General features: G+C 62.7%; 16 protein-coding genes. 10 read left to right on the top strand and 6 right to left on the bottom strand.

What is annotated here, in order from left to right; genetic code table 11:
- Positions 1-88: 88 nt before the first annotated feature.
- Positions 89-391 carry a hypothetical protein gene (locus VGM51_17895; GenBank protein ID HEY3414909.1) on the bottom strand — a complete coding sequence of 101 codons (303 nt, stop codon included), beginning with the start codon at positions 389-391 and terminating at the stop codon, positions 89-91.
- 190 nt (positions 392-581) lie between these two features.
- Positions 582-3,683 (bottom strand): tetratricopeptide repeat protein, encoded by a 3,102-nt coding sequence (locus VGM51_17890; protein HEY3414908.1) that lies wholly within the window; start codon positions 3,681-3,683, stop codon positions 582-584.
- 307 nt (positions 3,684-3,990) lie between these two features.
- Here VGM51_17890 and VGM51_17885 point away from each other — a divergent pair, with 307 nt between their 5' ends.
- Together VGM51_17885 and VGM51_17880 are read left to right on the top strand one after the other, a co-directional pair.
- The gene (locus tag VGM51_17885) at positions 3,991-4,959 is read left to right on the top strand and encodes a metallophosphoesterase family protein (GenBank protein HEY3414907.1); all 969 of its coding nucleotides are present in this window, start codon (positions 3,991-3,993) and stop codon (positions 4,957-4,959) included.
- A 58-nt stretch (positions 4,960-5,017) separates the two neighbouring features.
- Entirely contained in the window at positions 5,018-6,235 is a 1,218-nt protein-coding gene (locus tag VGM51_17880) for a hypothetical protein (GenBank protein HEY3414906.1), read from the top strand.
- 101 nt (positions 6,236-6,336) lie between these two features.
- On the opposite strand, the gene VGM51_17875 is transcribed toward VGM51_17880, so the two are convergent.
- The 4 genes from VGM51_17875 to VGM51_17860 all read right to left on the bottom strand — a co-directional run bounded on the left by VGM51_17875 (position 6,337) and on the right by VGM51_17860 (position 12,637).
- On the bottom strand, positions 6,337-9,084 hold the full coding sequence (locus VGM51_17875) for a cation-translocating P-type ATPase (GenBank protein ID HEY3414905.1): 2,748 nt from the start codon (positions 9,082-9,084) through the stop codon (positions 6,337-6,339).
- A gap of 170 nt (positions 9,085-9,254) precedes the next feature.
- A complete protein-coding gene (locus tag VGM51_17870; protein ID HEY3414904.1) occupies positions 9,255-10,502 on the bottom strand; it encodes an FAD-dependent oxidoreductase in 1,248 nt (415 codons plus the stop codon).
- A gap of 58 nt (positions 10,503-10,560) precedes the next feature.
- Entirely contained in the window at positions 10,561-11,016 is a 456-nt protein-coding gene (locus tag VGM51_17865) for a hypothetical protein (GenBank protein ID HEY3414903.1), read from the bottom strand.
- A 181-nt stretch (positions 11,017-11,197) separates the two neighbouring features.
- Positions 11,198-12,637, bottom strand: coding sequence for a uroporphyrinogen decarboxylase family protein (locus VGM51_17860; protein ID HEY3414902.1), 1,440 nt, complete (start codon positions 12,635-12,637; stop codon positions 11,198-11,200).
- A gap of 112 nt (positions 12,638-12,749) precedes the next feature.
- Here VGM51_17860 and ygiD point away from each other — a divergent pair, with 112 nt between their 5' ends.
- The 8 genes from ygiD (at position 12,750) to VGM51_17820 (ending at position 24,303) form a co-directional block, all read left to right on the top strand.
- On the top strand, positions 12,750-13,550 hold the full coding sequence (ygiD, locus tag VGM51_17855; GenBank protein HEY3414901.1) for a 4,5-DOPA dioxygenase extradiol: 801 nt from the start codon (positions 12,750-12,752) through the stop codon (positions 13,548-13,550).
- Between the two features lie 138 nt (positions 13,551-13,688).
- Positions 13,689-14,618 carry an NADP-dependent oxidoreductase gene (locus VGM51_17850; protein ID HEY3414900.1) on the top strand — a complete coding sequence of 310 codons (930 nt, stop codon included), beginning with the start codon at positions 13,689-13,691 and terminating at the stop codon, positions 14,616-14,618.
- A 112-nt stretch (positions 14,619-14,730) separates the two neighbouring features.
- A complete protein-coding gene (locus VGM51_17845) occupies positions 14,731-15,810 on the top strand; it encodes an NADH:flavin oxidoreductase/NADH oxidase (GenBank protein ID HEY3414899.1) in 1,080 nt (359 codons plus the stop codon).
- Between the two features lie 22 nt (positions 15,811-15,832).
- Positions 15,833-16,822, top strand: a complete 990-nt coding sequence (locus tag VGM51_17840; GenBank protein ID HEY3414898.1) for an aldo/keto reductase — start codon at positions 15,833-15,835, stop codon at positions 16,820-16,822.
- A gap of 91 nt (positions 16,823-16,913) precedes the next feature.
- Complete coding sequence (locus VGM51_17835) at positions 16,914-19,331, top strand: beta-L-arabinofuranosidase domain-containing protein (protein ID HEY3414897.1); 2,418 nt, start codon at positions 16,914-16,916, stop codon at positions 19,329-19,331.
- Positions 19,332-19,460: 129 nt separating this feature from the next.
- Positions 19,461-19,949 carry a DUF1003 domain-containing protein gene (locus VGM51_17830; protein HEY3414896.1) on the top strand — a complete coding sequence of 163 codons (489 nt, stop codon included), beginning with the start codon at positions 19,461-19,463 and terminating at the stop codon, positions 19,947-19,949.
- A 42-nt stretch (positions 19,950-19,991) separates the two neighbouring features.
- Positions 19,992-21,458, top strand: a complete 1,467-nt coding sequence (locus VGM51_17825) for a family 10 glycosylhydrolase (protein HEY3414895.1) — start codon at positions 19,992-19,994, stop codon at positions 21,456-21,458.
- Positions 21,451-24,303, top strand: coding sequence for a S8 family serine peptidase (locus VGM51_17820; protein HEY3414894.1), 2,853 nt, complete (start codon positions 21,451-21,453; stop codon positions 24,301-24,303). The genes VGM51_17825 and VGM51_17820 overlap by 8 nt, the downstream gene beginning before the upstream one ends.
- The last annotated feature ends 8 nt before the right edge of the window (positions 24,304-24,311 follow it).

Raw genomic sequence — 24,311 nt, 5'->3', positions numbered from 1 at the left:
GGCCCCCGCACGAAAACGGACCGCCGTCAGGGTTCCCTGACGGCGGTCTTGTTCACATTTTCCGGCGGCTGGCGTATCGGCGTCACTGTTAAAACGCGATACGTACTGCGACAGGGATGCCCGTGCTACTGTCCGGGGCTTGAGCGGTTTTGACACTGTGCCCGGCGCGATTGGTCTGCGCAATCATCGCCGGCGGATTCCCAAATAAGGAGGCGCCGATGCAATGCACGCCCGATACTGCTATTGCCAGTCCAAGCCCAATCATCGGGGCCCAGTCCAGCCAGAAGCCTATACCGCGGCGGCTGCGGCGCCGCGGAATGATGCGCTGCTCCGTTGAGGCCGCGCCAAACGATCGCCCGGCCTTCTCCATAGTATTTTCAAACACCGCCATTTATGATGCTCCTTCAGGCGCCACACGCGCCTGGGACGTGAATGATCTGCAGACGTAGAATACCCGTCCACCGCAAACACATCATTAGCAGGAGCGTTAAAGACTGGCAGCGACGAAAAATCTACAGATTTTTCTCAGCAATTGCGGTATCGCCGGCTAATTGCGGGAACAAATCCCGTCCGGAGCGGATCTATCTGGACGCATAGCGGATGGCATCTTCCAGGGACATCGACGCCCCTTCGCGCCACTGTCTGTCCAGAGCTTCCGGGGGCAGCGCGGCCCGGACCCCGGAGAGCGTCCTCTCGCGATCATCCAGAATGTAAGGCGGCCAAGGGTATCCGAGATCAACGCGATAGGCTTCACCCTTCCCCAGGAGGCGCGCCGCGCGCTCCAACTGGCCCATGTCCGCGGCGACGAGACCCAGGGCGTCGAGGCTGTAAAGCGTATATCTGGGGTCCCCACCCTTGTTGGCCAACTGCAATCCCTCGCGCAGGGTGGCGACCGCCGCTTCAGGATCCGTCCGCCTTTCGACGGTCGCGCCCAGGTGATATAGCGCTACGAACAAGCCTCGCGAATCGCCAAGTTCCCGGAAAAGCGTAATGCCTTGTGAGATCCGTTCTCCGCCCTCCCGCGCATCGCCGCTGAGGGCCGCCACGCTGCCCAGTGCGGTCGCGGCGAGCGCAATGCACTGAACGTCTTTGAGTTCCTCCGCCACGGCGAGGGTCTGAGTGAGGTACTCCCGCGCTGAGGTGTAGTCCAGAAGGTCACGCTCGACCACTCCAAGACCGTACAGGGCCGAGCCCTGGCCCTCGCGGTGGCCTATCTCGCGGTACAGGGCCAGAGCTTCCTCCATCAGGGCGCGCGCCCGCTCGTAGTCCCCGGTCCGAGTCACGACGCTGCCCAGATCGTCCATCGACGCCGCCATTCCCCATTTATCATCGATCTTGCGGAACAGCGCGAGTGAGAGCTCTTGCAGCGCGATCGAATGGGTGTAGTCGGCTCGGATGAAGTCAACGTACGCGAGGTTGCGCAGGGCGAGGGCTTGTTCACGTTCATCGCCCAGGTCCCGCGCGATCCAAAGTGCTTCCGCCCCATGGTCGGCGCCCACAATAGCGTCGCCCTGCACCACCGCCAGACGAGATGCGGCGTTCAGGGCACGGAGGCGCACGGATGGTTCGACCACTTGTGCTAGGGCGCGGGTCAGAAAGTGCCGCCCCTCCCTCAGCCGGCCGCGGTGTTCCCAGAACATCGCGAGAGCGGCCGCGAGCCTCGCCGCGACCTCCGGATTTCCCGTGGGACCAAGCGAATACGCCAGGGCGGCGAAAATGTTCCCGTGCGCGCACTCCAGGCGCTCAAGCCATTCCTCCATCCGATCGCCCCGAAGGGCGGGCTCGGCCTGAAGAGACAGATCGAGGTAGTACTCAGCGTGGCGCCGGGCGAGGACGGCGCTTTCAGCGTCCGGCAAATGCTGGGCGGCATAATCGTGCAGCGTCGCCAGCATGGAAAACGCCATCTCGGCGCACTGTTCCTCCGCCACCAGGAACGATCGCTCCTTCAGCGCGGCGATGTGATCCAGTGTGTCAGGCTCCTGGCAGACGTACTCCGCAGCGTCAAGTGTCCACCCGTTATGGAACACGGAGAGCCGCGTGAAGAAGCGGCGGAGCGGAACCGGAAGGAGTTCGTAACTCCAATCCACCGTAGTCCGAAGCGCCCGATGGCGGTCGAATACATCGCGGTCACGGGCGACCAGCAGGTCGAATCGGCTGGACAGGCGGGCGATCATCTGCGTAGGGGTGAGGGTGTGCGCCCACGCAGCGGCCAGTTCGATGGCCAGCGGTATGCCTTCCAGACGGCGGCAAATCTCGCTGACCGCCCTGGCGTTTCGCTCGTTCACCTCGAAACCCGGGAGCACCGCCTGTGCGCGGTCGACAAATAGCAGGACGCTGGGGCAGTCCAGCAGCCGATCCGGTGGCGCCTCCAGGATGGGAATGGCCAGCGGCGCCAGTGGAATCTCCCGTTCGCCGGACAACTGCAAACGAACCTGTGAAGTCACGAGACAGCGCAGCGTAGGCGCGCGCTCCAGCAAATCGCGGACAACGGCGACCCCATCGGGGACCAGATGCTCGAAATTGTCCAACACCATCAGCGATGGCCGGGAGGCCAGCGCCGATATCACCTGTTCCTTGGGGTCTGTGCCCGGCAGACGGCGCAAGCGCATGGCGTCGAAGATCGCGTCGATGATAAGGCGCGCGTCGAACCGCTCTGCCAGTGGAACGAACCAGACCGCGTCCGCATACGCCGGTTCCAGCAGCCTCGCCACCTCTACCGCAAGGCGCGTCTTGCCCGACCCTCCCGACCCGGAGAGAGTGACCAATCGGGTTTCGCCCCCGGACAGCAGCGCCACAAGCCGCGCCGTCTCGCCGTCTCGGCCGAAGAAACTGGTGAGGCTCGAGGGCAGGCGCGGCGGGGCGCCGGCCGGCGGCTGGTGCGGGATCCTCGTCATAGGATCGGGGGCGCCCGCCTGCGCGGGCGGCGGGGATTTGTCCCGGAGACGGGCGCGGATGCTCTCGGCCAAAGCGCGCGCGGCGGGAGACGGCGGTTGGCCGATCCCGCGCCGGGTTTTGCGCCTTAAGTCGCGGTACTGGCGAAGTGCGGATGTTGTATCCCCCTTGGCCAGGTAGAGCGACATAAGGCGTTGGTGTGCGTCTTCGCGCAGTCCATCGGCGGCGACAGCCCGCTGACAGGCGTCGATGGCGCCATCAATATCGCCCAACTCCTGCCGGACAATCGCGAGTCCGCATAGGGCTTCGAGGCGGGCCAGCGCGAGGCGCTCCCGTTCCGGCACGATCCATTCGTCGTAATGGCCGGTCAGCAGATCGGCGGTATAGAACGCCTCCGCCCGGGCGAACCACGCTTCGCGCTCTGCGCCGGAGGCGGCGCCGGCGGCGGCCAGGGTGGCCTCGAACTCGCGGACATCCGTGGTTACCTCCGCGGCGCTAAGCCCAACGGCGCTCCGGTCCGCGATGAGCACGGTTCCGGCGGGCACTCCATCCGGCTCAAGCAGAGCGCGCAGCGAGCTCAGGGCGACCCGGAACCGATTGCGGGCAGCCTGCGGATCCGCGTCGGGCCAGAGCATTTCGGTCAGCACCTCGCGGGAATGGGGGCGATCGATGTTGTAGGCGAGCGCGGCCAGCAGCGAGGCACATTTGCGGGTAGGAAAGCGCGAGACGACACAGTTTCCCCTCGTTGCCCGAAGCCACCCGAAGAGCTTGATCTCCCAAATGTCCGCCATACGCTGAATCCTGAGTTGCGGCAACCCCAGCGCCGACAATCTGCCGACAGGATGGTCTGCTGCTACCATACAGTACTCCACGAGCGTGCCATAGGTTCAGGTGAAAGGAGCAATTCGGGGAGATCTTCGCATATCCTTTCAGCGACGATTGTGACATCCATTGCCACATCTCGCGAACCGCTCATATCCTGAGTCAACTGCAGAGCATCTGCGCCATACTCGAACCTTTGTCCGCGCGCCACGAAGCAGACCGAGACGATGGGAGGTAGTTACGAAAGCGAACTCATTCCGGAGAGCGATTACTCTTATGCTGACCGTTGCCATGTCACAGACCGCCCGCGCCGCGAAACCGGAGCTCGAGTTCCGGGAGTATGGCGCCTTCAAAGTGATGATGTATTCCGACATCCAGGATGGCCCAACGATGGATCCGCGGGCCACGGCCCTAATGGGCCGTCTCCTGGACGCCGAAAAGCCGGACGTCGTCATCATTGGGGGAGACTGCATCGCCGGTGACACCTGCAAGAGCGTCGCAGACGTGAAGCAGGCGATTGCCTGGGTTGCCCGCCCCGTAGAAGAGCGGAAGATCCCGTGGGCGATGGTTTTCGGCAACCACGATCAGGAGCATTTTCCGAATACCCACATGGGCAAGGAAGAGGTTTTCAAGGTCTACCAGTCATACCCGTACAATATCAATGTCCGGGGCTCCAGGGCGATCCATGGCGTCGGGAACGCCAACCTGCTGGTCAAAGACCACACGGGCAAAGACGCCGTATTCTCGCTTTGGCTGCTGGATTCGAACGAGTACGTGGACGGCCCCGCTGCAGGCTACGACTGGATTCACTCGGACCAGATCGCCTGGTACACGCAGACTTCGAGGCGGATGGAAGCCCGGTACGGGCACAAGATCCCGGGCTTGATGTTCTTCCACATCCCGCTATGCGAATTCACGGATATGGCCAAGTCCATAAAGATCAAAGGCGACCGCGGAGAGGACGAATGTCCCGCGCGCGTGAATAGCGGCCTCTTGGCCGCCGTACTTGAGCGGGGCGATGTGAAAGGGATATTCTGCGGCCACGACCACGTGAACAACTACGTTGGCGATTGGCTTGGCATCCAACTGGGGTATGACGGCGCGATAGGATATTACTCGTACAATCGGAAGGATGACGATCCCAAGGTGGCCCGTGGCCGCGGAGCCAGGGTGTTCCAAATCCGGGAATCGGACCCGTGGAAGTACACCACGTGGATGCGATTCTCGGACAACACAACAGAATAGAGAGATCACTTCGGGCGGTGGCATAGCCACTGCCCAATAGCTTTTGGAGGCACAGCTAGTGAAACGTTTGCTCATCTCGCTCCTCGCGCTCGCCACGCTGCCCAATCTGGCGGTGAAGGTGTTCGCGGGACCGGTCGTCCCGGCGTGGAAGTCACTCCCGGTTGTGAAGCCTGTCGGCGACCTTGAAAGCACGGGTTCCTACGTAACAGACCCCGCGAAGACCCCTTGGACGAAGCCGAAATTCGTGTATAACGGGAAGGCAGCTACCGGACGCAAGGAAGCGAAAGTCATCGTCCTCATATATAACCCGGTGCTAGACAAATCCACCGGCGAGACCCTGATCCAGCGGCTCAAGGCGAATGACCCGGTCGAGTACAGCCACATCCTGGTGGACACCATCCGGGAAGCCAGTTGGGGGTACATCAACTACAAGATCGTGGACGTCATCACGGTGGACGGCTATTCCCTCAAGACTGATGGTTTCCGGTACACGAATGACACGTTCCTGGCGGACCGGAAGACCCAGAAATGGCAGCCGGCGACCAGTTCCTACCGGGCCTTCTTCGAGGAGAACAAAATCCTTGAGCGCTGCAAGAAGGAGAACATCACCGAATTGTGGGTCTGGGGCGCGTCCGGAATGGCGTGGGACGAGTACGCCGGCTACATCCCCAACCGTTATGCACGATTCGGCCCCACCGACAACCCGTGGTTCTACCGCCCCTACGACATCCCACCGGAGATCGGCCACACGATGTGGGTGATGGGCTTCAACTACGAGGTCGGCTCGGACAATATGATCCACTCCTACGCCCACCGCATCGAGAGCCAGGCTGCCCTTTCGATGGCCGACGGCATCTGGGAAACCTACGGCAAACGCGATCCGTGGAACGTCTTCAGTTGGCTCGAACTTGACCACAAGGGCACTCCCAGCATGGTCGGCAACTGCCACGTTCCGCCGAACGGCGAGGGCGGCTACGACTACAACAACAAGCGCAAGGTGATGTCCTACGCGGACAACTGGTTCAACTACCCGGACGTGAGCGGCCCCGCGCGCGAGATCGGCAGCGAGGAATGGTGCAACAACCAGGCCGGCTACCAGCGGTGGCTCCTGGAACGCGTACCCAAGTACCCGGGCTACACGAAATATGGCTACAACAACTGGTGGGTCTACATCGCCAACACGGATGAGGACCTTCCCGATCTGAAGCTGCCGGACCCGGGCAAATTCGTGCTGCCTGATGGCTTCCCGGCGCCGATGCCGAAGCCGGCCCAGTAAAGCACCCCCTAGACAAGAGGAGAACGGAGGAGCGCAGAGGAATAACTTGCTTTGCGCTCCTCCGTTTGGTCAGGCAACCCCCGGCATCACGGGCGCTGGGCTCACGCAATGATGGCCGGATCGGATTTCGGCCGGCGGGCGTGGCGTACAAGCTTCACGATCTCCAGAACGGTGAGCGGGATCGCGCCCAGGGCGACAAGGACGAGGCAGGCGCTGAACGGCACGTAGGATGTCCTCAGGAGTGCGCCCAGAATCGCATTGTGCTGGCTCAAGACCTGGAGTCCGAACGAGATGGCAACGACGATGACCAGATTCACGTTTGTGAAGAGAGAGATACGCCAGACCGGCTTGGTTTCGCTCCGGCCGCCAAATGAACGCAGGAGTTCGGCAAAGACGAGTACGGGAAAGGCGTATGAACGAGCCATTTCGACGGTTCCCGCCTTCAGCATATAGAGATAAACCGCGAACGCCACCCCCGCCGTGAGAACGCCGGTCAAGGCCATCGTGCGGAGGAACCCGCGGTCCGCGATGCGTTCCGACGGCAAGCGCGGCCGGCGCTTCATCACGTCGGGGTCGATGGGGTCGATGGCCAAGCAGAGCGCGGGCAGGCCGTCGGTGACGAGGTTGATCCAGAGCAGGTGGATAGGCAGTAAGGGCGACTGTAACCCAAGGACCACGCAAATGGTCATCAGCAGCAATTCGCCCGTGTTGCCGGCCAACAGGTACTGAAGGGTTTTGCGGATGTTGTCATAGATGCCGCGTCCCTCCTCCACCGCGGCCACAATGGACGCGAAATTGTCGTCGGTGATGATCATGTCCGACGCCTGCTTGGTGACCTCCGTTCCGGCCCGCCCCATGGCGATACCTATGTCGGCGCCTCTGATGGCCGGCGCATCGTTCACGCCGTCGCCCGTCATCGCAACCACGGCATCGTTCGCCTTCCACGCGCGGACGATGCGCAGCTTGTGCCGAGCGGTGACCCGCGCATAAACGGCGATGCCGGAGACTGCGCTGCGAAGCTCAGCATCGGACATCCGGTCCAGCCTGCCTCCTGAAACGGCCACGTCATCGGCGGAGGCGATCTCTATTTCGCGCGCGATGGCCGTCGCGGTTTCCGGATGGTCTCCCGTGATCATTACGACGCGAATTCCCGCGGAACGACACGTGGTCACGGCGTCCCTGGCTTCCTTGCGCGGCGGGTCGTACATTCCAGTCAGCCCTACGAACACGAGGTCGCGCTCGACCTCCTCCGAAGCCGGATCCACGGACACAGCCTCAGTGAGGTCCCGATACGCTGATGCGAGCACGCGCAGGGATTGCTGCGCCATCGAAGAGGTCTCAGCGAGGATGCGCTCTCGATCAGGGTCCGTGAGGGGCTGAACCCCGTCCGCCGTGTAAACGCTGGTGCACAATCGAAGCAACGGCCCGGGCGCGCCGTTGGTGAACGCGCGAAGCTGACCTTCCGGCATCCGGCGGATAACCGTGCTGCGCTTGCGGTCTGAATCGAACGGTATCTCCCGCTGCTTCGGCAATTCCCTTTCGATGCGGTCTTGGTCCGCGCCGGCTTTGGGTCCAGCGGCGAGCATGGCGCCTTCGGTAGGATCGCCGACCACCTTCCACACCCCATCTTCCTCGACGAGGTGCGCGTTGTTGTTGCCCACGATAAGGGTTGCCAGTTCGAGCAGTGGCTCGGCGTGCTGCGCCCCGGCTTTCGCGCCCTCAAAGCGGACTTCACCGACGGGATCGTAGCCCTCACCCGTAACTTCGTATCGTTGACCGGCGACGTAAAGCGCACGAACGGTCATTTCGCCCACGGTGAGGGTGCCGGTCTTGTCCGTGCAGATGACGGTAGTTGAGCCCAGGGTCTCAACCGCGGCCAGTTTGCGTATGAGCGCGCGGCGGCGGGCCATGCGGAGCACGCCGAGCGACAGGGCCACCGTGACGACCGCGGGGAGCCCCTCGGGAACGGCGGCGACGGCGAGGCTTACCGAGGTCATGAACATCTCGAACGGTTCGGTCCCTCGAAGCAGCCCCAGACCGAAGAGCAGCCCCACGATCCCGAGCGCGCCCCAAACGAGAACGCGCCCGAAGGATTCCAGCTTTCTCTCCAGGGGTGTTCGCTCCTCAGCCCCCGCCTCTTCGATCAGCCCGGCGATGCGCCCCAGTTCTGTATTCATCGCGGTGGCCACCACGACCGCCTTGCCGGTGCCCGCCGCGACGGTGGTCCCCATGAATACCATGTTTTCGCGATCGCCGAGGGGGATGTCCGCCTGCTCCAGCGTCGCCGGCTGCTTGGATACCGCCTCGGCCTCGCCGGTGAGCATGGACTCGACGCACTTCAGTGAGGCCGATTCGAGGAGCCGGGCGTCCGCCGGAACGAGATCGCCGGCTTCCAGGGCGAGGACGTCTCCGGAGACAATTCCGGAGGCGGGGATGGAGACAACCCGGCTATCACGCCGCACCTTGGCCTCGGGCGCGGTCAGTTTCTTGAGCGCCGCGATCGATTTCTCGCCCTTCAATTCCTGGTAAGAGCCGATGACGGCATTGAGCACCACAATGGCGAGGATTGCGATGGCGTCCACCCCCTCGCCGAGGATGCCGGAGAGGATTCCGGCAACGATGAGGATCCAGATAATCAGGCTCTTGAATTGGCCGAGGAGGATCTGGAGGGGGCTGATGGGTTTGCCCTCCTTCAACTCGTTCGGTCCGTCCGCCGCGAGCCGACGCGCCGCTTCCTGCGCCGACAGTCCGGCCGCTGAGGAAGAGCAGCGTTCCAGCACGTCCGCCGCGGAAAGGCTGTGCCACGCCGGCCCTATCGGTTGTCCGGGATTACCGGATGCGGGCGTCATACGCGCCTCCTCTGATGGCCCTGTCCACACTTGGCAGAATCCTGTTCCCGGCGGCTCATCCCCACTCGCCGCCCCGGGCGGGACGACGCGCGGTCCATGCTTTCACACAAGAATAGAACATCCGTGAAGCGCAGACACAGTGGCGTAGTCAGGCTAGATGTCTCCGCCGCTTACGGCAGCGTAACCACCGCGCCCTGCGCGGCGAGCGTCGTGCGAAGCAGCGGCACGTCCAGCGCGCGTGGAACGATGTGCGTGCGGCAGCAGATCGCGGCGGCTGTGCCGGCGGCCTGGCCGATCGCCATCACCGGCACCATCGCTCGATGCGATTCGTATGGCTGCTGGTCGCTGGAGATGCACCTGCCCGCGACCAGAAGGCCGTCGATGCCCTTTGGAACCAGGCAGCGGTACGGGATGTCGTAACCTTCGTGCTCAAGGTAACGGCGGTAACCGTAGTACGCGATAATCGGGCATGAGGAAACGGCGATGGAATCCGGGAATCGGCGGCCGGCGATGGCATCGTCGGCCGTAAGGCGGTACTCTCCCTCGATAAAGCGCGTCTGCCGGATCCCGAGGAGCGGCGGCGTTTCCACGACACGTGCGCCCGCCAGTTCCGGGTGCTTCGCCTGTTTTGCGGCGAAATCGTCGTAGACCCGCAGCCTCGCGTCCACTTCGGCCCGTGACAACGCGTCGGCGTTGACCCCGTTGAGGGCGGCCGACCCCGGGCCCCAAACGACGGCGCCGCCGCCGAAATCGCAGGCGAAAGGGCCGTCGGGCCGCTCCGGGCCGAACTGGATGCGGTACATCAGGCCATCGGTCAGGCGCGGCGCTTCATCCGCCCTCACCTGCCGGTACGGCACGCCGGCGCGGGCCGCAACGTCCCCGTCGCCGCTCGCATCCACCACAACCTTCGCCAGCAACGCCCGCCGTCCGGATTTGTTCTCTACAACAATTCCCCGCACGGAACCATCTTCGATAATCGTCGCGGAAAACCACGTGTGCAGAAGAAGGTCTACGCCGGCTTCGTGGCAGAGTCGCATCGCCACGTACTTGAACATTTCAGGGTCGACGGCGTACGAATAGGCGAGACGTCCGGGCAGATCGGGGTAGGCCTTCTGAGCATACGGACTTGTTCCAAGGCCGCCCATACCCTTCAGAGCCAGGACGAGTTCCTCGGCGATTCCCCGCACCGTCTGCGTGGTTTCGGGGTCGACCTGGTTCCGGAAGCCATTGATACATGCCATCAACGAGGCGGTAGCCGTGCCACCGAGGTAGCCGAACCGCTCGATCAGCGTGGTGCTGGCTCCGTTGCGGGACGCGGCGATGGCCGCGCAGAAGCCCGCCGGCCCGCCTCCCACGACAACTACGTCCACGTCGCGCGCGACGTGCAGATCCCTCGCCGGCTCGCGAATCGTCGCCATCGCCATCTGGCCTCCTCTTCCATGCGCGGGCGCCACCGCGCGAGCTTCTCGATGCCGGTCAGGGGTTGGAAACCAGCTGTCCCGCCTGTTCGGCCAGCGCGAGTACCTGATCGCGCTGGGCGCTCACGTCCGTGACAACCGTGAGGTCGAGGGCGGCGATGGATTGCTGGAGACGCGCAACTCGTGCGTCTCCGCCAGCGTCGGGAAGCGCGGACAACGCTTTTCCGGCATCCTTCAATCGGGTGTTAGCGGTCCCGAAATTGCGTCGCTCCAATTCGATGGCCGATTCGTACAGACGCACCTGGGCCTCGCGGATGGCCGCATTCCGTGAAACGGTGGCCATACGGGAGCGCGCTTCACCGATTTGGCGGTTCGCGGAGAGCGTCGATGATACCCACACGCTGAATCCCACGATGATGGCTACGAGCGCGCCAATGCATATGTGGCCAAACGTTGCACGCAGGAATCCGCGTTTCTTCCGGACCGTGTCCCCCGCTGTCGGTTCTTTGCCCATTCCATAATCCTCGCTTCAAGTCGGCGTGCACAGGCAGCCGCGCTGGAATCGTTGCCCAGGCCCGAAGATACCGGCGCCTAAGCCAATTCCGTATTCCGCGGTTGTTGAACCCAGTGTAGCGGATTGGCCGGGGCCGCGCCATCCCGGGAGGCGGCGAACTTCGATCAGTGTGACGGTGAACTCAGAAACTGAGAAGAATCTGCCAGATGTAAGAGTTGGCCATTCCGTCGATCTCGTCCCATATCTGGCGGACGAGGTCCTTGTCTCCGGCGATCGGCCGGGTTTCCCGTTCGCGCTGCTCCCAGGGGTAGCACGCGCCCGCCTGTACCGCGGCGCTTGAAGTCAGGCCGGCAATACGTTTACGATCCGCCACGGATGCGGGCACATCGCACGGCGGCATATCCGAAAGACTGGCGTTTTCGACCCCGGGATAGCTCCCGTATTCGCGGGTGACCTCCGTCATTGCGCGGACGTTGTCTATACGCGTGTCGTCCTGCATGATCGCTCCGGCGTCCATGATGTAGCCGCCGTCCGCGGCAACGCCTTCCAACACGCGCCGGCAGAACGCGCGCACCTCGTCGGGAGTCCCGTAGCTCAGGAGCGTATTCGGGATGCCACCGCTGATCGCGAATTTGTCGTGTAGCCGTTCGTGCGCGTCAAAGACATCGTCTTTGTCGCAATGGTAGACGATGCTTCGGTCCGGCAGCTCGCGGAAGGAGTCAAAATGCCGCGCCCATTTGCCCTCGGCATAGAAGAGAGTCTGGTGCCCGTGCTTCCAGAACTCCTCGATGATCGGTCTGAGGGTCGGCCAGACGTGTGAGTCGAACTGGCGCGGGTTGATGAACGGCACGCAGCCGCGATGCATCCAGAACCCGATCGGAACGCGCTTATCAGGGTCGGCGGTGCTCAACCCCACGTGGCAAAGGTGCGGCATCAGCGCGTCGCAGGCCGCTCGGACCTTGTCGGGCTGGGTGACCATATCCATAGTGAGGCCAATGTACCCGCGCAGTTTGTCCGCCAGGATGTCGAACGGCGCCTTGAAGATGCCGGCGATGGCCGGGACGACGCCGGCTTCGTCGCGCAGACGCTGGACCTGCGGGCCGAATGCGTTGAAGTACGTCAGCATCGCCATGGCGCCCTTCACAAACGACAGGTTGTTCCGGTACGTTGACGGCTCGCCGAGTTTGGCGACTTCGGTGGAGACGCGGGGCAGCCAGACGTTGTAGAGAAAGGCTGTTGGATCGGCAATCAGATCATCGTATTCGTCCGCCTTCATGAAGGCGTTGTCCTCGGACGGCTCGATATAGCAGAATCCCTTGTCCGCCGGGATGTCGATGCCGGGAACGCCGTAATAGCGCAGGCCGATTGCCTCAGTAAGGCCCGTCCAGACGTAGACCATGTTGGGCACAACCGCATCCCAGTCGAAATCGGTCGCGCACTTCACGGCAGCGTCGAACGCCTTGCGATAGTCGTGTGTTACCTCCTGGCAGGAGTAGCCCGCGTATGTGGCGGTAAACTCCGCTACGAAAGGCCGTATCGGCACGCGATCCGGCTTCTCATTGCGAAGCGCGGTCACGTAGCGGCGAAGGCGCTTCTGATACAGGTTTTCGGCGTTTTCCACTCTCACCCCCCCAAATAAGCGGACGGATGATACAGAATATGCTTCGAGTATTCGCGCGACACAAGAATAAAGGGTACGCACAGTATCTACAGGTATCAGGAACCCAGAAGCCATGAACGATCAGAACCAGAGTGAATCACGGCAGCCGTCGCGCATGCCGGTCGTGTTCATTGGACACGGGAATCCGATGAACGCTATCGAGGACAGCGACTATTCGCGCAATTGGGAGGCGCTTGGACGGGACCTCCCTCGGCCGAAGGCGATCGCGTGCATCAGCGCGCACTGGCTCACCGACGGACCTTTCGCCACCGCCATGGAAGAGCCGCGCACCATCCACGATTTCTACGGCTTTCCGCAGGAGTTGTTCGAAGTGCAGTACCCCGCACCCGGAAGCCCCGCCGTGGCGGCCCGCGTGTCGCAGGCCAATCAGTCTGTCCAGCCCGATCTGCAGTGGGGGTTGGATCACGGCACTTGGTCGGTCCTCAAGCGGATGTACCCGGCGGCGGACATCCCGGTGGTCCAGGTCAGCGTGGATGTCTCCGGCGGCCCCGAGCTGCAATACGAACTGGGGAAGACGCTCCGCCCGCTTCGCAATGACGGAATCCTCTTCGTGGCGAGCGGCAACATCGTGCACAATCTGGGCGTCGTCCGGTTCATCGCGAACGCCGAACCTTACGACTGGGCTGTAGAATTCGATGAGCAGTGCGCCGAGTTGCTTGCGAACCGCAGTGACGAGGCGTTGATCCATTACCGCGAGCTGGGCGAGGCCGCCCGAATGTCGATCCCAACGGACGATCACTATCGCCCCATACTGGCGGCGCTCGGCCTGAGCGAACAGAGCGACCCAATCCGCTTCTTCAACGAAGGAATTGACCTGGCGAGCATCGGAATGAGGTCGTTCGTACTGGGCTGAAATCGCCTGCTGCAGGGCATCGCCCGCACGGTTTCAGCGTCATCAGTCTACGGGTACTTTCAGGTTGGGGCACAAACCCACACCAGGCGCTGGAGACGCGCCCGGATTCCTTCAGGAAAGAGGATACCAATGACGACAATGAAGGCCGTGCGAATCCATGAGTATGGCGGACCGGAAGTCCTCCAGTATGAGGAGGCTCCAAAACCGGTACCGAATGACAGCGAGGTCCTGATCCGTATACACGCTGCAGCCATCAACCCGGTCGACTGGAAGGTGCGGAAAGGTTATCTGAAAGGTCACATCGACCACGCGATGCCGCTGATATTGGGTTGGGACCTTTCAGGCATCGTCGAGGAGGCGGGAGTTGCGGTGACCCGTCTCAGACCCGGCGATGAAGTTTACAGCCGTCCCGACCTGGCACGGGATGGCGCCTACGCGGAGTACATCGTCGCCGACGACTCCCTGGTCGCGCTCAAACCAACCTCGATTGACCACATTCACGCGGCCGGCATCCCGTTAGCGGGAATGACGGCCTGGCAAGCCCTTTTCGACGTAGCCGCCCTGCAGCCGGGTCAGCGCGTACTGGTCCACGCTGCCGCCGGGGGAGTAGGCTCGTTTGCCGTGCAGATGGCGAAATGGAAAGGCGCGTTCGTCATTGGGACGGCATCGGCGCGCAACGTCGATCTGGTGCGAGAGCTCGGTGCGGACGAGGTCGTTGACTACACGGCAACCCAGTTCGAGACGGCTGTCCAAGGTGTGGATGTCGTGCTCGACACCATCGGGGGCGACACGCAGGAGCGGTCGTGGGGCGTTATGAAGCCCGGCGGGATCCTGGTTTCCATCGTCAGTCCACCGTCTGAAGATGCGGCGAAGGAACACAATGTACGCTCTGCGTATCATTTCCTGGACCCGAATGCCGGTCAGCTCACGCGAATTGCGGAGCTCGTCGATACGGGGCACATCCGATCCATCGTCGAAACGGTCTTTCAGCTTGCCGACGCCCGAAATGCCCACGAAATGAGCGAGACCGGGCATGCCCGCGGCAAGATCGTCCTCCAGGTCCCCTAGCGCTGCCCACAGGCTGGGATCCATGTCGGTGCATCGGCAGGCATGCGTGCGCTCCTGTCACACCACGCTCTACAATACATCAAAGCACACGGACACTCAGGAAGGAACTCGTATGAACACCGCGCCCCCCAGCCATCTATTTTCGCCAATACAGATTCGTGACATCACGTTTCGGAACCGGATCGGCGTGTCGCCGATGTGTATGTACTCGTGCTCCGACGGCTTCGCCAACGACTGGCACATGGTCCACCTGGGCTGCCGGGCGGTGGGAGGGGCCGGGGCGGTCTTGACCGAAGCGATTTCCGTGCTGCCGGAGGGCCGTATCAGCCCGGACGACCTGGGCATCTGGAAGGACGACCACGTCGAGAACCTGGACCGCGTTTTCCGGTTCATCTCGGAACAGGGCGCGGTGCCGGGAACCCAGCTCGCGCACGCCGGACGGAAGGCCAGTACCGGCGGGCTTCGTGGCGGTGGCGGACCTGTCGATGAGGCGCAGGGCGGCTGGAGTCCCATCTTTTCCGCGAGCGCCGTTCCCTTTGCCGAGGGGGATCCGATCCCGGTCGCGCTTGATCCGGCTGGTATTCAAAGAGTTGTGCAGGCCTTCGCGGACGGAGCGCGGCGCACTTTCGATGCCGGCGGTCAGCTTGTGGAACTGCACGCCGCGCACGGCTACCTGCTGAACCAGTTCCTGTCACCATTGAGCAACTTCCGGACTGACGCGTATGGCGGATCGTTCGACAACCGGACGCGACTGCTGCGCGAAGCCGTTGAGGCAGTGCGCCGTGTTTGGCCGGAGCGCTATCCGCTCTTCGTGCGCATATCGGCCACGGACTGGGTGGACGGGGGGTGGACTCTTGACGATTCCGTCGCGCTTGCTGCTCAACTGATGCCGCTTGGGGTGGACCTGATTGACTGTTCGTCCGGCGGCGGTGCGCCCAACGTTCGGATCCCGGTTGGCCCAGGATATCAAACGCCCTTCGCGGAGCGAATTCGGCGGGAAACGGGCATCCTCACGGCGGCCGTCGGTGCCTTTACGGAGCCTGCGCAGGCGGACCAGATCATTCGCAACGGACAGGCGGACATCGTCCTTCTTGGGCGTGAATCGCTGCGCGATCCATACTGGCCGATTCACGCCGCGAAGCGCCTTGGGCACGAGGCGCCCATTCCGGCTCAATACGCGCGCGCATTCTAGGGATAAGGGGGACAATGCAGAGATGAAACAAAGGCAGCTTGGCAAGAGCGGTGTCATGGTGTCCGAGATGGGTCTGGGATGCATGGGCATGTCCGAGTTCTACGGGCAAACCGATGAAACCGAATCTATCGCGACCATCCACCGGGCCATAGAGTTGGGAGTCAACTTCATCGACACGGCGGACATGTACGGGATCGGCGCCAACGAGGAACTCGTGGGCAAGGCCATCCGCGGCCGGCGTGACAAGGTGGTTCTGGCCACCAAATTCGGCATCGTCCGCACCAGCGATCCTCTGGTGCGCGGCATCAATGGCCGCCCGGAATACGTGCGGGCGTGCTGCGAGGCCAGCCTGAAGCGCCTTGGCGTGGACGTGATCGACCTGTACTATCAGCATCGTGTGGACAAGACGGTGCCCATTGAGGACACCATCGGCGCGATGGCGGGACTGGTGGAGGCCGGCAAAGTGCGGTTCCTGGGCATGTCCGAGGCGGCGGCGAACACTCTCCGCCGCGCGAACGCGGTTCACCCCATCACTGCACTGCAGACAGAGTACTCCCTCTGGACGCGCGACGTGGAGGCCGAGATCCTGCCGACGGCCCGCGAGTTGGGCATCGCGTTCGTCGCGTACAGCCCTCTCGGCCGCGGCTTCCTGACGGGCGGGATCACGCATTACGAAGATCTCGCTGCGGACGATTACCGCCGCGCGATGCCGAGGCTGCAGGGAGCGAATTTCGACCACAACATGGCGCTTGTCCAGCGCGTGGAGGCGATTGCCCGGGAGAAGGGCTGCACGGCGGCACAACTGGCCATCGCCTGGGTCCTCTCACGGGGCGACGACGTGATCCCGATCCCCGGCACCAAGCGGCGGACCTATCTGGAGCAGAATGTCGCGGCCGCGGATATCGTCCTGGTTGCGAATGAACTCGCCCGCCTGGAAGCGGTTGTTGCCCCGGGCGCCGTCGCCGGAACACGCCACCCCGAATCCGGAATGAAAATGGTGGACCCGGGATAGGCCGGTGACCGCAGGTCATCACACCGCCCCTTTCGCATATACTGGTGGTGGTTCGACCTTTCTCGAATACAAACCTCGGATGGGATATCTTATGAATACCAGAGCGCTAATCGTATGGGGGATCATCGCCATGACAGCTTCTGCCTCGGTGGCGGCGGAGCGGACATATACAGTCAAATCGCCGCCAACTAAGGGCACGGGGCATTACATTGTCAACCGCCTCCCGCTGGCGCCGAAGCCTTTATTGAAACTGCCGATCGGCAGCATTCGCCCTGAAGGCTGGCTCCGGACGCAGTTAATAATGGAGGCGAACGGCTTCACGGGCCGTCTCACCGAAGTCAGCCCGTGGTGCAAATTCCAGGGTAACGCCTGGGTCACCCCCGGCGGCGTGGGCGCCAACGGCTGGGAAGAGGTCCCCTACTGGCTGAAGGGCTTCGGCGATCTGGGTTACGTTCTGGGAGACAAGCGGATCATCGCCGAGACAAAGAAGTGGCTGGATGGCGTGATCTCAACGCAGGAGCCGGACGGGTATTTCGGGTCCCACGATGACAAGGTCAAACCCGATCTGTGGCCCAACATGCCGATGCTGGACGCCCTTCAGTCTTACTACGAGTTCACCGGCGACGAACGCGTTATAAAGCTGATGACCCGGTACTTCCGGTACGAACTCAGCCTGCCGGGCGATATCCTGCCGGGCTACTGGGACAAAATGCGGGGTGGCGACAATACCGACAGCATTTACTGGCTCTATAACCGCACGGGTGAAGCCTGGCTGCTGGATGCGGCGAAAAAGGTGCACGAATGCACGGCCAAGTGGTCGGACAAGGTGGTGAACTGGCACGGCGTGAACATCACGCAAGGCTATCGCGAACCGGCGATCTACTTCCAGCAAACGCACGATCCCAAACAACTCGCGGCCGCCGAGCGCAACTACCAGGAAGTGATGGGCCTTTACGGCCAGGTGCCGGGCGGTATGTTCGGCGCGGATGAGAACGCCCGCCGCGGCTATGGCGACCCCCGTCAGGGCGCTGAAACGTGCTCTCACGTGGAGTTCATGCACTCGTTCCAGATGCTGTTGGGCATCACCGGGAGTCCGTTGTACTCCGACCGCTGTGAGGAAATCGCGTTCAATATGTTCCCGGCGACGATGACGCCAGACGCCAAGGGCCTGCACTACCTGACTGCGCCGAACCAGCCGCAACTCGACCGCGAGAGCAAATCCCCCGGCATCGAGAACGGCGGAGATATGTTCTCCTACAATCCCATGGATTACCGTTGCTGCCAGCACAATGTGGCGATGGGCTGGCCTTATTATGCGGAACACCTCTGGATGGGAACACTGGACGGCGGACTGGCGGCCACACTGTACAGCGCTTCGATCGTGACGGCGAAGGTGGGCCCCGGCAAGGGAACGGACGTTACCATCACCCAAACCACAAAATACCCATTTGCCGAATCCATCAATTTCGCCGTCTCTCCAGCGAAAACAGTCGATTTCCCGCTCTATCTGAGGGTACCGAACTGGTGCAGCGCGGCCAAAGTCACTGTGAACGGCAAGGCCCGACGGGTGGATGCCAGGCCTCAATCGTGGATCGTGCTGGATAGAACCTGGAAGGCGGGCGACCGGATCGTCCTTTCGCTTCCGATGAGCCTGTCCGTCAAAACCTGGACCGCCAACAAGGACGCCGTTTCGGTCAAGCGCGGGCCGCTGTGGTACTCTTTGAAAATCGGCGAAGACTGGCGCAAATACGGCGACCCAAAATGGCCCGGTTACGAAGTCTTCCCCACATCGCCGTGGAACTACGGCTTCGCCTCGACCGCCATCTCCTCATTCAAGGTGACCAGCAGACCCGGACCGTTGGCCGCGCAGCCTTTCGCGCCGGGCGCAGCGCCGATTTCCATCACGGCGAAGGCACGCCGCATCCCGAACTGGTCGATGAAGCACGGGTTGGTCGACACGCTGAAACAGAGCCCCGTGCGGTCGGATGAGCCCGTCGAGGACATCACCTTGATCCCTCTGGGATGCACACGGCTCCGCATGACTGCGCTGCCCGTGGTGACCACCGACCGAAACGCAACAGAGTGGCCCGCGCCGCCCGTGGATCGGCACACGGCGTCGTTCGTGTTCGACGACATCAACGCCGTCAGCGACGGCATCGTGCCTGCTTCTTCCAGCGACGAAACCGTCCCGCGTTTCACATGGTGGAATCACACAGGCACAGAGGAATGGATCACCTACGATCTGGGAGCGGAACGCAGCGTGTCCTCCTGCTCGGTCTACTGGTTCGACGACGTCCCCAAGGGCCGGTGCCGCGTTCCCGCATCCTGGGAGATCTTCTACAAGGACGGCGGGAGCTGGGAACCGGTCGGGGATGCAACCCCCGCGGGCGTCGAGAAGGACCGCTTCAACGAGGTAACGTTCAGTCCAGTAACAACTTCCGGGCTTAAAATTGTCGTCAAACTGCGAAACGGATACTCCGGCGGCATTCTGGAGTGGAAGGTGAAATAGCGGAGCGGTAGCGCCGCTGTCGCCGAATCCCGATGGTGTACAGCGCGCCGATAACCGGCGCGCTGTACAGTGACGCTAGACGCCGACACGCTTCCCGTTGTCGGTGTGTTATCTTTCAGGAGTGCACAAATGATCGAGATCAAAGTCCCCAAGCCGCCCACCCTAGAGGACATTCGTAAGAATCGCAAGCCCATTCGCAACGTGCGCACGGCCCACGCGGAGAGCCTCAAGCCTCTGGAGAAGTTCGCCATATGGATGACGAACCGGGTTGGCACGATGGCTTTCTTCTTCTTCTGCGTGATTCTGGTCACGGTTCCGCTCATATACAAGCCGTCCATGACGGTGATCCAGTATATTTCCAGCGGGTATCTTCAGTTGATCCTGTTGCCGCTTATCATGGTCGGGCAGAACCTGCAGAGCCGGGCCGCCGACCTTCGAGCGGAGAATGACTACGAGATAAACATCAAGGCGGAGCGCGAGGTTGAAGTGATCCTTCACCACCTGGAATACCAGAACAGCATCCTCATCGGCATGGTCCAGAAGATGGGCTACACGCTGGAGGAAGTCGAGGCGCTCGCCCGAACAGACCAGGCGCATCACGGCAAGGCTGCCTCCTGAAGGGTTGGGCACGCCCACCCCGCCCGATAAGGTTGTGATGGTATGAGGTGGATTCTGCTTGCATGGACCATGCTGCTTCCGATAGCATCACGCGCAGCGGACATTCCGAAGGACCTGCCGCCCGTAACCCGCGAATTCCGCGGTCTGTGGGTCGCTACCGTCGGCAACATAGACTGGCCCACAAAGGGCGCTTCAACGGACCAGCAGAAGCAGGAGCTCATCGCCATCCTTGACAAGGCTGCGGCGCTCAGGATGAATGCCGTCGTCTTTCAAGTCCGGCCCGCAGCGGATGCGCTCTACCCATCGGATCTTGAGCCATGGTCCGCCTACCTCACGGGCACAATGGGTAAAGCGCCCGAGCCTTTCTACGATCCGCTCGCGTTCGCCATCGAGGAATGCCATAAACGCGGTCTGGAACTACACGCCTGGTTCAACCCGTTCCGCGCCAGTTACGCCCCGGGCTCGACGCCGGCGCCTAGCCACATCAGCGTCACCCGCGCCCAACTCGTCAAACCCTACGGCCGGCAGCAATGGATGGACCCCGGCGAGCCCGACGCCCGGAAGCACTCCCTGGCCGTGTTCCTCGACGTCGTGAAGCGTTATGACATCGATGGCATCCACGTTGACGACTACTTCTACCCCTACAAGGTACGCGGGCCACAAGGAGGCAGCCTCGATTTTCCGGACAATTCTAGTTGGGCGAAGTACCGGGCGGACGGAGGCAGATTGAGCCGCGCGGATTGGCGCCGAGACAGCATCAACCAATTCATCGAAGGGATGTACAAGGGCACGAAGGAGCTGAAGCCATGGGTGAAGGTTGGCGTCAGCCCATTCGGAATATGGCGTCCGAAGAATCCGCCAGGAATCTCCGGATTCGACGCCTACGCCGAGTTGTACGCGGACTCAAGAAAGTGGCTTCAGAACGGATGGGTGGACTATTTCACCCCGCAATTATACTGGTCGTCCACTAAGCCGCGGCAATCATACCCCGCACTGCTTGCCTGGTGGGTAGAACAGAACCGGAAACATCGCAATATCTGGCCGGGAAATATCCTCAGCCACCCGGCGGATGAGATCGGCAGGCAGATTGAGATCACTCGCAAACAGAACGGGGCCACCGGCAACGTGTTTTTCAGCGCCCGGACATTGCTGACCAACCGCGGCGGCGTCGCGGATACCATCGCAAAGGCCTACGCGGAGCCTTCGCTGGTTCCTCCGTCTCCGTGGCTCGAAGCGCGCGGCCCCGAGCCACCGACACTGACGGTTGAGGCCGGCGTCGCCTCGTGGAAGTCCGAGGGGCCGGGCTGGCTTTGGGTGATTCGCTCGAAAACAAACGGTACCTGGACCACGGAGATCGTGCCTGCCGGACAAACAACCCTGCCCGTCGGGGGCGCCGAGATATACACGGTGACCGCCGTGGACCGTTGCGGTCTGGCCAGTGAACCAAGCGTGTGGGAACGTCCCCTTCAGGAGGTTGCGGTAAAAGCCACGGAGCAGCACGTTGAATGACCGCATTGCGACCGCGAGGAGGATCGCCGCGATGTGCCTCGGGCTCGGTTCGATGGCGCTTTCCGCCGCAGCAGGCCCGGGCGCGCGCGTGCTTCTGCCGGCACAGGCCTCGATCCGCCGGGCCATCCTGCCTGTCACGGATGTGGATCGTGATGGCAACCGCATCGACGACGAACTGGACGCCAGGCTCCGCAACGCCCGCGAGGCGATTCTGGGAACGGGCCAGGCCGGCGGGAACGTCGCCGCGTCCCTCGGCGACCTCGCTTCACCCGTGGACGTGGAGTTCAACTTCGTCCGGCCCGTAACGCAGCGGGAGATAGACGCGTTTACCGCTCTGGGGGGACGCGTCACCTGGGTCTATCGCGCCGTCGGCTACGGCTGGAACGGGTCTATCGCGCTCGGCAGCCTGCAGGCTGCGGTTGCCTCGATGGGCGCCGGCTTTAACGGCGCCGTGCTTTCCAGGCCGGCGCGCCTGGGCATGTATACCGCCACCCGTAACGGCCGTGTCCGGCAGCAATGGCCGCTGGGCTACGCGGGAAACGCGAACATCACAATCGGCATCATCGATACCGGCGTATCGAGTTCCGGCAACCCGGTCGGCGTCGGTTACCACCCCGATCTAGCCGGCCGGATGGCGTACTGGCATGACTACTCGCCGGACGCGTGGCCCACTCCGCGTGACAAAGGCGAACACGGCAGTCACGTCACCGGCATCGCGACCGGCAGCGGATCAGTCGGAGGGATCAATCCTTCCACCATCAAGTATTCGGACTCCGACAACCTCATCCCTCAACTTCAGTACTTCATCAGGACGAATCTGGAACTGCCCGCGTTGAGCGAAAGCACCGGCCCCGCGACCTTCGACTGGAGCGCCAACGCCAAGTGGATTCCCGGCAACTCCGCGCAACAGGTCAACCTGTTCTACGCCGCCTATCAGAGTAGCGACCTACCAACGACAACGGCGAATGACACCGGGGCCTACGGGTTGACCGCAAACTACATCAGCAAGGCGGCCACTTTCTCGACCAGTTCAGCCCTGTCCTTTTCGGGGGGGATAACGCTGCCGTTCACGGCGCATTACGGGTCCGCGGCGCCGTCCGGCGCAGATGTTAACACGAACCTGTTCTCCAACTACCTGGGTCCCTGGGCCGGAACGGGGTGGACCAGCACGATGCCCTACTCGGTCGCCACTACCCTTTCGCCCAGGAATGGCTATGTGTTCTCCGCCGGCGATTCGTTTCCACTCCTGAGCGGCGTGGCCCCTGCGTGCAAGTGGGCAGGGTTCAAAGTGTTCGCGGACGCATCGGTCGCCGGCAGCGCGCCCGGCGCCGTGGAGGCGGCGATGGATGACCTGGCCGCAAAAGCCTCAACGTACTGCATCAAGGTCGCGAACATGTCGATGGGTTCCCTCACTCCCCTCCAGACGGACCGGGACAAGGCGAACGCCATGGTCGATGCCGGCGTGTTTGTCGCGGTTGCCGCCATGAACGAAGGGCCAACGGGGACGTTCGGCGATCCGGCCCGCGCCGGGAAGGTGATGACGGTTGCCGCTTCAAACAGCGACAACCAGCTCACCCTTTATACGAGCGACGGGTTCACCGGCGGGACGGACGTGGGTGGCGACACGATCAAGCCGGACATTATGGCTCCCGGCGGTTCGCGCTTCCACACTCAGATTCTCTCCGTCGATTCGAACGATTCCGATGCCATGTCGGGAACGTTCCCAGACCTGCGCCTGAATGACTACCGCCCCATCCTCGGCACGTCGATGGCCACTCCGTTCGTGGCCGGGTGCGCGGCGCTGGTCATCGATGCCTGGCAGCAGAACGGACACGTCTGGCAGTTCGGCAAAAGCGACGATCCGCTGTTCGTGAAGATGCTGCTCTGCGCAACGGCGACCGAGTCCAACATGCAACGGGAAGTTGACCCGGAGGTGGGCGGCCCCGGCGTTTCCAATCCCACTTTGGGACGGGCAGCGAACCCGAAGGATGGAGCCGAAGGATACGGGTTGATAAACGTGGACGCGGCCATCGAGTGTCTGCGGCGCACTCCGTTCGTCACCGGACCGGTATCCGATAGCCTTCTGTCCGGGCGGTTCGAGAAGCGGGCGAGCGGCTTCAACGTCTATCTGACGGCGGGGGCGTCCAGGACGTTCACACTCGCGGTGCCGGCAGGCGCGGATTTCGACCTTTACCTTTACAGGCCCACGCCCGATGCGAACGGCAATCCGATCATCCTTGCCTCGTCCACAACGTCATCCGTAGCCGGCAACACGGAAAGAATCACCTTTACACCGACCTCCACTGCGGTATACTATCTCGTCGTCAAGCGCGTTTCCGGTGGCGGGACCTTTACCCTCACGGGTTCCGCGCCGCCCCCCGCCCCGGCAGCGACCACAAGCCCGGCGACGTCGATAAGCGCGCTTGGCGCAACGCTCAACGGCACGGTGAATCCCAGGGGATACAGTGGAACCGCGGTCTTCAACTACGGGCTGACCACCGCTTATGGGACACTCACGAACGCTGTGTCGTTCTCCGCATCGACATCGACGCTAACCGTCAGTAAGGCACTCTCGACGCTCGCATCCGGCACCACATACCACTACCGCCTCGAGGCCACCACAATCGGAGGCCCGGCGTATGGCGGGGATCAGGTCTTCACCACGAAATTCGCGATCGGGGACGTCTTAACGGCGCTGCGAGTTTGGGGCGGGCTGGCGCCGGCGGATCCCGCCACCGTAGCGCGGCTGAATGTAGAAAACACCGGCGCATCCACGACTGCGCTGGACCTTGGAGACGCCGCCCGCCTCGCGCGGAAGGTCGCGGGCCGCGACCCGAACCCCTGACGCAGAGC

Source organism: Armatimonadota bacterium, assembly GCA_036504095.1.
Taxonomy (GTDB): Bacteria; Armatimonadota; DTGP01; order JAKQQT01; family JAKQQT01; genus DASXUL01.
The sequence above is the reverse complement of the archived record's forward strand: the minus strand, read 5'-3'. Positions and strand labels throughout refer to the sequence as shown.

Coding starts and splice junctions, on each gene's coding strand:
- VGM51_17895 (HEY3414909.1), bottom strand. CDS start 391: ATGGCGGTGTTTGAAAATACTATGGAGAAGGCCGGGCGATCGTTTGGC.
- VGM51_17890 (HEY3414908.1), bottom strand. CDS start 3,683: ATGGCGGACATTTGGGAGATCAAGCTCTTCGGGTGGCTTCGGGCAACG.
- VGM51_17885 (HEY3414907.1), top strand. CDS start 3,991: ATGCTGACCGTTGCCATGTCACAGACCGCCCGCGCCGCGAAACCGGAG.
- VGM51_17875 (HEY3414905.1), bottom strand. CDS start 9,084: ATGACGCCCGCATCCGGTAATCCCGGACAACCGATAGGGCCGGCGTGG.
- VGM51_17870 (HEY3414904.1), bottom strand. CDS start 10,502: ATGGCGACGATTCGCGAGCCGGCGAGGGATCTGCACGTCGCGCGCGAC.
- VGM51_17865 (HEY3414903.1), bottom strand. CDS start 11,016: ATGGGCAAAGAACCGACAGCGGGGGACACGGTCCGGAAGAAACGCGGA.
- ygiD (HEY3414901.1), top strand. CDS start 12,750: ATGAACGATCAGAACCAGAGTGAATCACGGCAGCCGTCGCGCATGCCG.
- VGM51_17850 (HEY3414900.1), top strand. CDS start 13,689: ATGAAGGCCGTGCGAATCCATGAGTATGGCGGACCGGAAGTCCTCCAG.
- VGM51_17845 (HEY3414899.1), top strand. CDS start 14,731: ATGAACACCGCGCCCCCCAGCCATCTATTTTCGCCAATACAGATTCGT.
- VGM51_17840 (HEY3414898.1), top strand. CDS start 15,833: ATGAAACAAAGGCAGCTTGGCAAGAGCGGTGTCATGGTGTCCGAGATG.
- VGM51_17835 (HEY3414897.1), top strand. CDS start 16,914: ATGAATACCAGAGCGCTAATCGTATGGGGGATCATCGCCATGACAGCT.
- VGM51_17830 (HEY3414896.1), top strand. CDS start 19,461: ATGATCGAGATCAAAGTCCCCAAGCCGCCCACCCTAGAGGACATTCGT.
- VGM51_17825 (HEY3414895.1), top strand. CDS start 19,992: ATGAGGTGGATTCTGCTTGCATGGACCATGCTGCTTCCGATAGCATCA.